The following is a 13,587-nucleotide window of genomic DNA, read 5'->3' on the forward strand; positions in this document are numbered from 1 at the left end:
TATTGAGTAAAATGTTGTCACTCATTCCTTGTTCAAGCTATCGCTGCTTACTCGACAACAATATCAGGGAAGCGATCAGCATAATTCAAAGGTTTTTGCGCTAATCGAATTGCGAATTCCATAGCCGTTTGATGAAAAATATCGGCCAATGCCGGATCCTTCGAAAGGGCGGCGGGTTGTCCTTCATCGCAATGATTACGAATTGCAGTTTCCAATGGCCATTGCCCCAGCAATGGCATTTTAAATTGTTCACTCAGTTTTTCTGCGCCGCCTGTTCCAAAAATTGCATCCTGATGACCGCAGGCGCTACAGCTGTGCCAGGCCATATTTTCAATAATACCCACTACGTCAATCTGCGTTTTTTCAAACATCATGATTGCTTTTTGCGCATCCAGTGTGGCAACGGGCTGGGGAGTACTGACTACAATGGCAGCTGCTAAGGGGATCTTCTGCACCAGGCTCAATTGAATATCCCCCGTCCCTGGTGGCAGATCGATGAATAAATAGTCCAAATCCTGCCAGAGCGTAATATCAAGCATTTGTATTAGCGCTTTGGCTAGCATGGGGCCTCGCCAAACCAGCGCCTGATCATCCGCTTGCGTCAGATATCCAATTGACATGGCCTGAATGCCATGCACTTCCACCGGTAAATAATGATCCTGTTCTATTTTAACAGGGGAGTGGGCGCCCAGCATCAGGGGGATGCTTGGACCATAAATATCTGCATCGAGGATACCGACCCGCGCACCGGCTCTGGCAAGGGCAGTAGCCAGATTAACCGTAACCGTTGACTTGCCAACCCCCCCTTTACCGGAAGCAACCGCAATGACATTTTTAACAGCGCGTAAGCCTTTTCCGCTCATTTGCGTGCGATGCCCCTGAATTTTACTCTGCAAATCAATTTCAATTGCGGTCTCTGGTAAAATGCCTTGAGCGGTTTGCTTCAATAACTGAAGTAAATCTTCTTTAATCGTTTGAACGGGGAAGCCGGCAGTGAATTGCAATTTTATTCCTCTGCTGGTTTCAATCTGATATTTTAATCCCAGTTCTTCGATAGATTTATTGAGAAAGGGAACGTTCATTGCTGCGAGCGAATAAAGAAGTTGATCAACTTGGTTCATAATGCTGTCATCAAGGCTAAAACCGGGTAGCTTACACTATTTAACTAGCGCTCACCACCGTAGTGACTTCCTTATAAACCCAATGAATCCATAGCCCGGTAGTGAGGTAATAAACGCCGCAGTGCACAGGGCGATGGTCTTTCTGGCTGATATATCGTGCATAATTGTCTACTTGCAGGCGATGTTCCTCTTGGGACAGATTACTCTCATCCCCTGTTTTGAAATCAATAATCCAGAGGATGCCGTTTTCCACAAACATTCTGTCGATTATACGTGTTGCGACCTGATTATTCTCCTCCACGAGTAATGAATACTCACTGTATTCTTCTTCGTGCTGCTGGCAAATCCATTGCCCGACAGGATTTGACCAGAAGAGGCCAAGGTAATGTTTTATGGTTTCCATGGCCCGTTTCTGCTCGTCAAGGGAAAAGCCCTGGGTTTTCAGGTAATTAGCAGCGAAATGCCAGGGTATTTCTGCCAGGGATGATGGATGCTGTTCCCCCATCCACTGCAGCAATAAATGAATGGCCGAGCCCAGATGGCGCGGTGCATCATCTTCTGGCCAAGTTGTTGTCTGTGAAAACTGGATGCCTGTCTCAAAGCATGTACCTTGGGAGAAAAAGTCTACAGGCAGACGGTAAAGCGCTGGAAATACCTGTTCAGGCTCTTCAGCTCCCCTTTCTTCTGCAATAAACTCCTGATTCAGCAAACTTCTAAAGCTGCCATCACGGGCTTTTTCCAAATGATCACAAAGATAAAGGCGCTTCTTGGCACGGGTCGTTGCGACATAGAGTAAACGCTGCTGCTCGTAAGCTTCTTTTTCAGAGTGAATCTCGCCGATATAATCGTACAACTGACAGTTTTGCTGATGCGCGGCACGCACCGGCGACATCAGAAACAGCGATGTATCGGCCTGACGCGGCATTTTAAGCCAGCGGAAAAGCGGCTTATCGGACTGGGTCGATTTACTTCCTAAACCAGGAAGAATGACGGCATCAAATTCCAGTCCTTTTGATTTATGGATGGTCATAATTTGCAGCCGTGAGGTTGATGCCTCACGGGCATAAAGCGCGTTTAACTGATTCTCAAATACTTGCAGGTTTTTCAAAAGGCCATTTTCGTCATATTTTTCCAGAAGGTTTAAGAATTGTTCAATGTCCTGTTCCTGTGCGGGTTCTAAAATGGAATCAATGTGGAACTTCTGTGCTGTAGACCTTACCCAGTTAACCAGTGATTGCTGATGCCGTTCTTTAAAAGCCTGCCTGAATTGCATGTTGGCAAATTGAATGCGGATTCGGCTATCCGGACTTAGCGACTGCAGCACCGAAGGAGTTGCCATTAAGTCCAGCAGCGGCGCCTTTTTGTCCGCATCGGCCAAATGGTATAAGTCGATCAAGGGTATACCAATAAAAGGGCTTCTCAAAAATGCTAGCCATGAAATGCGATCTGCAGGCATGAGTAAGGCTTTGGTTAAGGACCAGATGTCCTGAAGATGGGGCAGATTGGCCAATTGTTCGATTTCCACCCCTTGAAAGGCAATACCCTGGCTGCGCAGAATAGCGATAATCGTTTGTAACTGGGAGCGTGAGCGAACAAGGATGGCAACGCTGTTGTCCGGGTATTGAGCCAACTCTGTTTTAACTATCTCTGCGACCGCTTGTGCTTCCGCCGCCTTACTGCTGAATTCTTTTGCCAGAATATGGCTGTCCGAGTCGGTTTTCAGGACATTCACCGACGGGTGAAAAGAAATAGCGCCGGATTCAATGTCATCCCGTACTGGAAAAATGGTCTTAAATTGCCGGTTAATCCATTCGATAACTGGTGCGGTGGAGCGAAAATTACTGCACAATTCCAAAGCTTGAAGCGTGACAGGGCCAATTCCTTCCTGCCTTGCCTTTAAAAACAACCCGACTTCGGCTTGTCGAAACCGATATATCGACTGCATCGGGTCCCCAACAACAAACAGGGTTTTATTATCAGCGGGCAGCCAGCCAGAAACCAGTTTTTCAAGCAATTGATACTGCTGAATAGAGGTATCCTGAAACTCGTCAATCAGTAAGTGGTGGATGCTGTGATCCAGATAAAGGCTTAAGTCGGTTGGGTAGTCCGGTTCACCCAAGGCATGCAGCGCCTGCTGGGAGACCGCTGCGAAATCCACCTTATTTGTTCTGGCGAATGCAATTTGTAAATGGGCGGCCAACAGAGGAAGGAGAGTGAGCAGGGACTGCAGAATATCCCATTGATGTTTGTCATAAACCGGTTCGGGCAGTTTTTTTATTTTCACCAGTAAACTGCTAAAGTCAGCCAGTACTTCCAATGCCTCTAATAATTGCCTGCTCTCATTTTTAAGGGTCTGATACTCGGATTTCGGGCAGCTATTTGCTCTTAAACCCACATGATGGTCAAAGCTGCTGCGTAATTTATCCGATTTGGTCAGCAGCAGGGAAGCCAGGCCCAGGCTGATCTCTTTGTTTAATTGGCCAAACTCATCCCAGAACTTCAGCGGGTAGCGCAAGGAAGACGGATCATTTTCAATTGCCGCTACATGCTGGCACAAACGTCTTAAGGTTTCACGCAGTGAAAAGGGAATACTTTCCTGAAAACGCTTAATCTCATGTTCTTCTATCCAGCGCAAAGCCTGTTCAAAAGACTTTTTATTCTGCTCCCGTATGGAATAAACAAGGCCTAGCCATTGTTCCCTTGTTGCCAGTAAACTGGAAAATAAATCCAGCAATTTATCCTGGCGATTATCAAGGTGTTCAAGCAGCGCCTGAATATGGACTTGTAATTGATGATCATGAAGGCAGGTTTGCAGACATTCCCTTGCTGCCATGCGATAAATTTCATCGGGATTCTCTGTTATCGATGCAAAATTGCTTTCCTGTTCCAACAGGGGGATTGACTGCGCCAGATATTGGCATAATGAATCGATTGTCATGACTTTCAGCCGGCCTGGCTGCTGTAATAACTGCCAGTTCAGGCGCTTGTTCTGTTCCAGTGCGGCTTGTGCATAGCTAAAGGTGAGTTGCTGATGGGCATTGTCAGGAGGGATATTTTGTTCAGCTTTTTCCAGGGCCAGCAGTATGCGCTCTCTCATTTCATTGGCTGCTTTACGGGTAAAAGTCAGTGCAATGATTTGTTCCGGGGCCTGTACGCGGCTGAGCAGCCGTAAAAAGCGCTGGGTAAGCAATTCAGTTTTGCCTGATCCGGCTGGTGCCTGAACAATATAAGACTGCGCAGGGTTAGTAGCCTGCGCGCGTTGGTCTGCATCCTGAAGCATATTAGTCAACAACTATTTCCTGGGCGGGGGGACGCAGATTGTAATTTGAACCCATGCAATGGCCATAAGCGCCGGTATTGGCAATCAGCATAATGTCATTTTCAAAGGTTTTTGGCATCAGCCGGTTGTAACCCAGGGTATCCCCAGATTCACAGATAGGCCCTACAATATGGGCAAATCCCGCTTTTTCGTCATTGAGCCTGCTCAGGTTAACGATTTCATGGTAAGCGCCATACAATGAGGGGCGAACAAGGGAGTTCATCCCTGTTTCAATCCCGATAAAACGGACTCTGCCTTTGTCCTTGCATTGGGTTACCCTGGCAAGAATGACGCCGCTGTTAGCAACAAAATAACGCCCAGGTTCCAGCCAGAAAGACAATTGGGGAAACTGGGATTTAATCGCCAGCAAAGAACTGTCGAATGCTGCAAGATCCAGAGGGCGCTGCCCTGGCTTCTCAGCAACACCCAGGCCGCCGCCAAGGTTGATGATGCTGATTTCGGGAAACAGCTTGGTAAAATTAGCAAGCATTCGGGCTGTATCCTGCCATAAATCCGGCGTTAAAATGCCGCTACCTGAGTGGGAGTGCAAACCGACAACCTGAATTTTTAGCTCGGCAACGAGTTCTGCTGCAAGGGGCAAGTCATTCTGGGGAATACCAAATTTGGACTCGTTCCCAGCGGTACTGACAAATTTGTGATGACCGGCGCCTGTGCCTGGATCGACCCTTAAGAAAAGTTTACGGTTTCTGAATAGCTCAGGCCAGGTCTGTAAAGGATAAAGATTGTCAATGGTCAGATGACATTCCAGATTCAGGGCAAACTCATATTCTGCACGTGGGGCAAAGTTGGGTGTAAACAAAATTCTTTCGCGATTAATTTCAGGAAAGAGCTTCAGGACATGCTCAAGTTCATTAATCGAAACACACTCAAAACCGATGCCTTTATCATATAAGGTTCTAAGAATTTCAGGATAGGGATTAGCCTTCACTGAATAGAACAAGGCATCAATCGATTCCAGGGCAAGCAATTCATCGGCTTTTTGCTGTTGGGTTTCCCGGTCATAGGCATAGCAGGGGGAATATTGCTGCGCCAAATCGAGTAACTGTTCGCGCTTGCTTTCCCACCAGGGTGTTCTTGGGACTTCCGGTTTGCCAAACTCTTCATGCCAGCTTTTTGAATAGTAGAAGCTTTGTGGATTGTTTTCAATTAAGAGATGATGCAATTTCTGGCAGAGTTTTTCCGCATGAGACTCATCCACCACAAAGGTCAGGTTAAGGTCATTTGATGCCAATGACATCAGATAAATCTGTTTGGCTTCAAATAACTCGAGAGTAGGCCCTAATTGCGGCAATACCGTACGGATATGATGACCTACCAGACTGACAGCGCTGCAAGGCTCAATGACTTTAGCGCGGCCGAAACGGTTTAGATCTGTGATTAATGCATTTAAAATTTCCCGGTCCCGTAATTTGGCACTGCTATCCAGTGACAGGGTAACGTTAAACTCGGAAGAAGAGAGCAGGTCAACAGAAAATCCATGATGCTTAAAGGCGGCAAAAACATCTGCAAGGAACCCCACTTGCTGCCACATATTAAGGGTATCGATTGAGATAAGGATAATACTGTGTTTGACCTGAATGGATTTAATAGGCGGAGCCAGTTCATCACTCTCTTTTGAAATCATTGTCCCGGAATGCTCAGGCATACGGGTAAATCGGACAGCCATGGGAATGTGGGCATTGCGGACAGGCGGCAGGCAATTGGGGTGCAATACTTTCGCACCCATTGACGCAATTTCCTGCGCTTCATCGTAATTAAGTTGTTTTAGCAGCCTCGCATGCGGCATTTGATGAGGGTTTGCAGTGTAAATACCGGGCACATCAGTCCAGATTTCACAAAGGCTTGCCTCAAGTTTTGCTGCCAGAAGCGCTGCTGAAGTGTCTGAGCCGCCGCGTCCCAGTAATACCGTATCGCCTTGCGGATTTGCAGCAAAGAAGCCCTGGGTGATAATTGCCTGATGCCCTGAGTCTAGCAATTCGCTGGCCAGTTGCGGATTAGGTTCGCTGTGGCAGCGGGCTGCCAGATAGTTAATGGAATCACCACCGGGAATCGGAGTAGACACTAGGGCCTGACGCACATCATACCAAAGGCAGTTTATGCCCTTTGCCTTAAGAAAGGCATGTCCTAGCCGGGTCATCATGATTTCACCCAGTGAAAGCACTTGCGCACGGGTTTTTGCCGGGGCTTCACGCAGAAGGGCAATCCCGGTTAACCATTTATCCAGTTGTTCCAGTTCATTTTGAATCAGGGAGGGTGATAAACCCAATTCGTCAATCAGTTTCAGATGGCTTTGCTCAATGTCCTCATAAATACTTGCATGCTGATCTAACAAAGCCGCATCGATCGCCTGTTCGAGCTTATTGGATATCTGAGTCATGGCCGAGCAGACAATGATTGGCTGTAAGCCATTTTTTATGTGCCGCTGAGTAATAAAGCTAATATTTTCCCAGGTTTGTAATGAGGAGACGCTAGTGCCTCCAAATTTGGTTACTATTTGCTGCATAATTTTTCCGCACAAAAAAAGACCACATTAACATGGAGTCCTTAGCTATGACAAGTGTCAGGTAAATTAAAACCAATGTGATTTTAAATGCGTCATCTTGGATTTTTTCTTTCTAATCAAGCACTTTATTTTGGAATATTTTGATTGAATCGTTGAAAACTATTGTAATTCATTTATTATCTTTGTTTTGGTTGAACGGTGGTGTTTTACACAGTTTTACTTAATTTATTTTTGGGATGCATTAATAGTAAGGAGCGTCGAGTGAAGAGCATGCAAAAACCCATACGAACAATGGTCAGTGCTGCTGTTATATCAATGATGGCTGTAAGTGCTGCAAATGCAGGGGCATTTTCTCTGTATACTGAAAGTGCAGGATATGTGATTGGAAACTATGCTGCGGGTGCTGCTGCCGAAGCTGCTGATGCGTCCACAGGTTGGTACAATCCTGCTGGTCTGGCATTGCTGCATAATCAACAAGTCGTAACCAGCGGTGTCGGTGTTTTCCCAAGCAGTAAATTATCAGGCACATCCACTTTCAGATCATTTTCCGGGCTTCCGTTCCCAGCAAATCTTTATATTCAGTCTTATAATGGTGTGCAGGGTGCGAATGAGGCCTTCGTTCCTGCTTTCCATTATGCGCTGCCCATTACAGATCGCGCGACTTTCGGTTTGAGCGTAGTATCTCCTTTTGGTTTGTCTACTGAATGGGATCGTACTGATCCAATGCGTTATCAAGGTACATTCAGTGAGCTGATTACCACTAACGTATCCCCTGAAATTGGCGGTATGATTACCGATAATTTCTCTCTGGGTGCCGGTATTGACCTGCAATATGCACGCGTTAAATTTAACAGCGTCCTGGGTGTTCCTACTGTAGCAAACGTTATAACTGGAAACCCTTTTGCACTGGATTCGCCTTCCTATAACAAAGGAAATTCTTTCGGTGTTGGTTTCCATGCCGGTGCGATGTATATGTTCAATGATAATCACTCCCGTATCGGTTTGAATTATCAATCCAAGATGAACCATACATTCCATGGGTATAGCCGTTTAAGCGGTCCCTTTGCTACTCCTGGATTGAATTTGACTAGTCCTTTGAGTGTTATTACTTCCTGCACAACTTGTACTTTCACAAGTCACAATTTGTCTAGTAACAATCTGGATTTCCCTGACATTGTCACATTAAGCGGATACCACGATGTTAATGATAAGTTAGCTCTGTTGGGTTCTGTGGTTTATACCGGCTGGAGCACAATCAGAACAATTGAACTGAGAAATGTAGCTGCGTTTTCTCAAGGTATTGGCCAGGTGAAAGCGAATTCCATTTCCAGTGAATACTATGACAATGCATGGCGTGCTGCCATTGGTGCGAACTATAAGTTTAATGACCAGTGGATGCTGCGTGTAGGCGGTGGATATGATCAGACTCCAACTACTGATGCTAACCGTACAGTTCGTTTGCCAGATGCTGATCGCTGGGCTCTGTCTGTGGGCGGTCACTACCAATGGCGTTCTGATATTGGTTTCGATGCTGGCTGGACTCATCTGTTTGCTGCAGGTGATCCAACACTTAACAAAAATCAGACAACCACCAGCTTTACTACTAACGTAAATGCAACAGCGAAAGTAAGAGCAGACCTGGTTGGCCTGCAAGCAACCTGGACGATGGATCAAGTTGCTCCTGTTGTTACAAAATAATGTAACGACAGTAAAAAAGCCACCCACGGGTGGCTTTTTTATTGGTATGACTCTTTATAAGCGCAACGCATCAAGGTTTGATAATCAATAGGGAATACAGGAATATCATTATGAAAAATACCGTGTCATTTATCACCGGTTGTCTCTTACTGGCTGGTTTGGGTTCAGCATTTGCTGATACCGCTATCATCAAAACGTCTCAGGGAACAATTACTTGTGAGCTGTTTACAGAACAAGCTCCCAATACGGTTGCCAACTTTGAAGGTCTGGCAACAGGTTCAAAGGAATTTAAAGATCCTAAAACAGGGGAAATGGTTAAACGCCCTTATTATGATGGTTTAACATTTCATCGTGTGATTGCTGGTTTTATGATCCAGGGCGGCGATCCCCTTGGTGACGGTACTGGCGGCCCTGGATATCAATTTGATAATGAGAATACCAATGCCAGTTTTGACAAGCCAGGAGTTCTTGCTATGGCTAATGCGGGCCCAAATACGAATGGCAGCCAATTCTTCATCACCGTAGCGCCAACACCAAGCCTTCAAGGCAGCTATAATGTTTTCGGCCAAGTGACTTCCGGCCAGGATGTTGCCGACAAGATTAGTCAAGTACAGACAGACGCACAGGACAAACCGGTTACCCCTGTCATTATTGAAAGCATTACTATTCAAAAATAAATTTATTGGCAAAATCACATATCATTCGCATTCGATAAATTTTACTTCAGGTTGTTGTCAATTTGCTACTTACTGCGGCTCGTCCGCAGTCCCCCCCTTAGTTGGGATTATTTGTATTCCTTTAAAATTTGTGAGTTATACCTAACATTAGAGCAATACTTCTTCCTAAAGCGCCTCATTATATTGGAGATTGTGAAAGCTGCTTTGTTTCGCGTTAATGATAAGTACATTCCAAAAAAATATGCATTAACCAATGTCAATCAGGCATAAGCTCGAAATCCATTTTCCGAATGAAGTTGGCATATACTAATAATCATAATGTTCATTGTTTACCTAACTCCGGATTGCCATGGCTAAATTTAGAAATTTATCTGGTGAGCAGCTGCAAAAAAAGCTCCAGAGAGACAATGTTGATTGCAATCCTATTTCAACGGGTATGTTTTACAAAATAGTTCCTGTTAAAGACAAAAAGATGCCTTTAAAAAGTCTTTATAAAAATCAGACAAGTGATTTGTTTCTAGCTGGTGTTAATAATCTAAGAAATGAACATATGCCCCGAATAGTGGATGCGCTAACAAAGTTAAAAACTAACGGTATACTTGAACGCCCGCCTGAGTCGAACACCGGTGCTGCATTAAAATTTCATGTTAACATTAATAGTATTGCTAATCTGGATGAAAAAGTTTTATGGGGTTTAATAGACCTATTAAATAAGAAAGCTAAAGCCAATAATAATATGAATTTTGATTTCAAAATTGTTAATCCTGAAGAGCATGGCAATAATCGTTTTAAAGATACTGATCAGCTGACTATTTATTTTGATGCGTATTCCTCAGTCTCTGATATGCTGGCGTTATCAGAAGATATCAATAATTATTTACAGGCTAATTTAACCGAAAATAAAACCCCTCTGGGACCTAACGATAAATTTGGTTTTAATTCATTCGTCTCAGTGCGTTTTGATACCTGCAGAGCTACAACTGGTTATGCTGTTTATTCCTTTTTTGATAATGAGCTAGCTAAATTCTTCGAGAAATATCAAGCTGAACCGCAGGTTTTAAGTAATTTACCGGCCTGTGCTTTTGAAGCGGTATTTAATAATGTCATTTTTTCTAAACAAATTACCGATTTAAATTTTCAAAACGGTGAGGCATTAAGTCCGAGAGATAGTGCTATAGTACAAAATGAATTCGTTAAAATGCTGAAAAATCCCTATGATTACATTGCCGGCTCTCCAAAAATTTGTCAGGAAGGCCGTGATCTATTCAGTTCCGTACAGGACTTTAGTTATGATTTTAGTCAACTCAATAATACCCTGGGAGTTGAAAAGCATCTGGAAATTGAATTGCAACGCCTGGCTTGTCTTGGTTTACCAGAGGAACTTGTTGCGGCAAAGAAGGAAGAAATGAAACTGGCTGCAGAAGCACGTTATAATGAAATAAAAGCTAATGCGGGTAAACTGAATGATAGCCAGGGAAAATTTGAGCAGTCATTGCAGGAAATAGCAATGAGCGTAAAAGCTTTAGAAAAATCAGATCCTAAGGCTGCAAAAGATGCTAATAATTTTTATAAGGCGGTTATAATTAAGTACCATGAGTTTAAAAAAACGGGAGATTTATCCGAATTTAAAAATTTTTGCCAACAACGTATTAAATATTATAATGATTCTGAAAATTCTAACTTGGCAGGAAAGGCTTCATGGAAACAAATTTTATTAAAAATACTTCCTTTTTTAAATCGCCTTGATTACTTCTCATCTAAACAAAAACAATCCGAAACAACTGAAAATAAATCAACTTCCATTGTAGGCATGAATAAGTTTAAAAAAGCCCTTTTGGCGTTTAAACAAGAAAGTATCCCCGCTGCAAAAGAAATGGACTCAGCAAAGGTTTCCTCTGAGCTTAAACTGAATTAGTTTTGCTTAATCTGACTCAAGCATTGAAACCCAGGCTGGAATGAATAATAAAATTTATACTATTCTCGGCTGATCGTAGTGTTTAATCTCTCTAAAAGGCATTTAATTTTGTGTTTCTCATCTTCTGTAAAGCCGCTTAACGCAAATTTATTTAGCTCATAAGCACATTTTTCAATTATTTTTTGAGCATTTCGTCCTTTTTCGGTCAGCCTGATTTCAATGGCACGCCTGTCTGTGGTACTTCGAGTTCTTATAATCAAGCCGTCACGTTCCATGCGATCGAGCGTTCTAACTGCGGTGGGTTGTTCGATGCCAATCTGTTTATGCATTTCAGATTGAGTCAAACCATCTTGTTGATAAAGAGCCATGAGGAAATAGGTATACGCATCAGTAAGACCATAGGGCTTCAGTAGCTCATTGGCTTTTTTAATTAACAATCGACTGGCTTTCTTAATGAGGGTAGATGGGTACATTTTTTATTGTCCATTTTACATAGCTTGCTATATATTACCAAACTATGTAAAATTAATCTAGTTTCACTCACCATGAGGTTTGCATGATTAAACAATCCATTTTCCAGGTAGATGCTTTTACCTCAACCTTGTACACAGGGAATCCTGCTGCTGTTTGCCCCTTAGAATACTGGCTCGATGATACTGTTATGCAGCTGATTGCACGGGAAAACAATTTATCTGAAACAGCATTTATTGTCCGCGATAACAAGAATTACGAAATACGCTGGTTTACACCTAACACAGAAGTGGATCTGTGTGGTCATGCTACATTAGCTAGCGCTTTTGTTTTATTCGAGGTGTTAGGACATCAAGAGCAGACAATTGTTTTTAATAGTAAAAGTGGACCATTAACAGTGAAGAAAGAAGAAGATCTATTAATAATGGATTTTCCCGGACTAGGTTTTACAAAAGTAGAACCGAACGCTCAACTTATTGAAGCCATAGGGTTAATTCCAGTTGAGGTCTACCAAAGTCAATTTGACATGTTATGTATTTTCAACGATGCGCTGTCAATTAGAAATGCCAAGCCTGATCTAAATGCGCTGGCAGCTATGTCATGCCGAGGTATTATTTTATCGTCACCAGGGGTAGAATCTGATGTATATTCAAGGTGTTTTTATCCGGGTTGTGATGTTCCTGAAGATCCAGTAACTGGTTCCGCACATTGTGTCATTGCCCCTTATTGGTGTCATCGCCTCAATAAGAAAAAGATTCATGCGCGTCAGGGCGGTAACCGTCAAGGAGAACTTTGGTGTGAAATGAATCAGGATAGGGTCATCTTGTCGGGTTATAGTCAACTGTATTTGCAAGGTGAGATTTACGTTCCTGTGGTTCAGAAGGAGGTTGTTCATGACCTTTAAACTACTATCGCTTTCAGAAGTGAAGCAAAGTATTACCATGGCTGAAGCCATTGACAGTATGGAAAGGGCTTTTATCCAACTGGCACAACAGAAAGCGATCTTGCCTTTGCGAACGGGTATTCCAGTAGGAGAAAATGGGTTGACACTGACTATGCCTGCTTATTTATCGGACGAAAAAATATTGGGTTTAAAGGTGGTGTCGGTGTTTCCTGATAATGTCCGAGAGAGTAAGCCTGCAATTAATGGCACTATTTTACTGCTTAATGCTGCAACGGGTGAGCCGCTTATGTTGATGGATGCTGCTTATTTAACAGCCCTTCGTACGGGTGCGGTTTCTGGTTTGGCAACAAAATATTTTTCACGTGATTTGCCATCCACTGTAACCATCGTAGGGGCAGGAGTACAGGCTGCCACTCAGCTTGAAGCAGTTGCTGCTGTCCGTCAGATCGAACGAGTATTTGTGTGGTCACGGAATTTAAAAAGCGCACATAAATTCGCCAGGGAAATGGAGGCTTTCTACAATATTGATATTTGTGAGCAATTATCTCCTGCCTTAAAAAAATCGGATATCATTTGTACCGCAACAGCAAGTACAGAGCCACTGGTTGATCTTCAGGATCTCCAGCCCCATGCACATATTAATGCAATTGGTTCGCATCATCCCTCTATGCAAGAAATAAGCGGAGAGGTGCTTCAAAAAGCGATGCTGATAGTAGATCAAACAGAGGCAGCTATGAAAGAAGCCGGTGAAATTATTAATGCGGTTGAGCAACAAAAGATTCAAAAAGAATCGCTCATTGAATTGGGTTCCTGGTTGCTCAATAAAGTACCTCAGGCTCAAGAAAAGCTTACTGTATTTAAATCGGTTGGTCTTGCGGTTCAGGATTTGGCGGTCGCTCAAGTTGTCTATCAAAATGCTTTAAAAAATAATCTCGGTTCTGTTTTTAAGCTTAATTAA

General features: G+C 43.5%; 9 protein-coding genes. 5 read left to right on the plus strand and 4 right to left on the minus strand.

Features of this window, described 5'->3' with window-relative positions:
- Positions 1 to 47: 47 nt before the first annotated feature.
- Genes apbC through DYH42_RS04330 form a run of 3 tightly spaced genes read right to left on the minus strand, consistent with a single transcriptional unit; the run spans position 48 to position 6,964 of the window.
- Entirely contained in the window at positions 48 to 1,121 is a 1,074-nt protein-coding gene (gene apbC / locus DYH42_RS04320) for an iron-sulfur cluster carrier protein ApbC (protein ID WP_058524774.1), read from the minus strand.
- Positions 1,122 to 1,161: 40 nt separating this feature from the next.
- Positions 1,162 to 4,401, minus strand: coding sequence for a UvrD-helicase domain-containing protein (locus DYH42_RS04325; RefSeq protein WP_058524773.1), 3,240 nt, complete (start codon positions 4,399 to 4,401; stop codon positions 1,162 to 1,164).
- A gap of 1 nt (position 4,402) precedes the next feature.
- Positions 4,403 to 6,964 carry a bifunctional aspartate kinase/diaminopimelate decarboxylase gene (locus tag DYH42_RS04330; protein WP_058524772.1) on the minus strand — a complete coding sequence of 854 codons (2,562 nt, stop codon included), beginning with the start codon at positions 6,962 to 6,964 and terminating at the stop codon, positions 4,403 to 4,405.
- Positions 6,965 to 7,225: 261 nt separating this feature from the next.
- Here DYH42_RS04330 and DYH42_RS04335 point away from each other — a divergent pair, with 261 nt between their 5' ends.
- The 3 genes from DYH42_RS04335 (at position 7,226) to DYH42_RS04345 (ending at position 11,254) form a co-directional block, all read left to right on the plus strand.
- Complete coding sequence (locus DYH42_RS04335) at positions 7,226 to 8,662, plus strand: OmpP1/FadL family transporter (protein ID WP_058524771.1); 1,437 nt, start codon at positions 7,226 to 7,228, stop codon at positions 8,660 to 8,662.
- A gap of 110 nt (positions 8,663 to 8,772) precedes the next feature.
- Entirely contained in the window at positions 8,773 to 9,339 is a 567-nt protein-coding gene (locus DYH42_RS04340) for a peptidylprolyl isomerase (RefSeq protein ID WP_058524770.1), read from the plus strand.
- A gap of 349 nt (positions 9,340 to 9,688) precedes the next feature.
- Entirely contained in the window at positions 9,689 to 11,254 is a 1,566-nt protein-coding gene (locus tag DYH42_RS04345) for a hypothetical protein (protein ID WP_058524769.1), read from the plus strand.
- 59 nt (positions 11,255 to 11,313) lie between these two features.
- Here DYH42_RS04345 and DYH42_RS04350 read toward each other — a convergent pair whose 3' ends face one another.
- Positions 11,314 to 11,727, minus strand: coding sequence for a MarR family winged helix-turn-helix transcriptional regulator (locus DYH42_RS04350; protein WP_058524768.1), 414 nt, complete (start codon positions 11,725 to 11,727; stop codon positions 11,314 to 11,316).
- An 83-nt stretch (positions 11,728 to 11,810) separates the two neighbouring features.
- On the opposite strand from DYH42_RS04350, the gene DYH42_RS04355 reads away from it, so the two are divergent.
- The gene (locus DYH42_RS04355) at positions 11,811 to 12,629 is read left to right on the plus strand and encodes a PhzF family phenazine biosynthesis protein (protein ID WP_058524767.1); all 819 of its coding nucleotides are present in this window, start codon (positions 11,811 to 11,813) and stop codon (positions 12,627 to 12,629) included.
- Positions 12,619 to 13,587 (plus strand): ornithine cyclodeaminase family protein, encoded by a 969-nt coding sequence (locus DYH42_RS04360; protein WP_058524766.1) that lies wholly within the window; start codon positions 12,619 to 12,621, stop codon positions 13,585 to 13,587. The genes DYH42_RS04355 and DYH42_RS04360 overlap by 11 nt, the downstream gene beginning before the upstream one ends.

Origin of the sequence: Legionella birminghamensis (assembly GCF_900452515.1) — a bacterium.
GTDB lineage: Bacteria > Pseudomonadota > Gammaproteobacteria > Legionellales > Legionellaceae > Legionella_C > Legionella_C birminghamensis.

What these genes read in the sequence shown, in the direction of transcription:
- DYH42_RS04345 (WP_058524769.1), top strand. Translation starts at nt 9,689, where the DNA reads ATGGCTAAATTTAGAAATTTATCTGGTGAGCAGCTGCAAAAAAAGCTC.
- apbC (WP_058524774.1), bottom strand. Translation starts at nt 1,121, where the DNA reads ATGAACCAAGTTGATCAACTTCTTTATTCGCTCGCAGCAATGAACGTT.
- DYH42_RS04350 (WP_058524768.1), bottom strand. Translation starts at nt 11,727, where the DNA reads ATGTACCCATCTACCCTCATTAAGAAAGCCAGTCGATTGTTAATTAAA.
- DYH42_RS04340 (WP_058524770.1), top strand. Translation starts at nt 8,773, where the DNA reads ATGAAAAATACCGTGTCATTTATCACCGGTTGTCTCTTACTGGCTGGT.
- DYH42_RS04325 (WP_058524773.1), bottom strand. Translation starts at nt 4,401, where the DNA reads ATGCTTCAGGATGCAGACCAACGCGCGCAGGCTACTAACCCTGCGCAG.
- DYH42_RS04355 (WP_058524767.1), top strand. Translation starts at nt 11,811, where the DNA reads ATGATTAAACAATCCATTTTCCAGGTAGATGCTTTTACCTCAACCTTG.
- DYH42_RS04330 (WP_058524772.1), bottom strand. Translation starts at nt 6,964, where the DNA reads ATGCAGCAAATAGTAACCAAATTTGGAGGCACTAGCGTCTCCTCATTA.
- DYH42_RS04360 (WP_058524766.1), top strand. Translation starts at nt 12,619, where the DNA reads ATGACCTTTAAACTACTATCGCTTTCAGAAGTGAAGCAAAGTATTACC.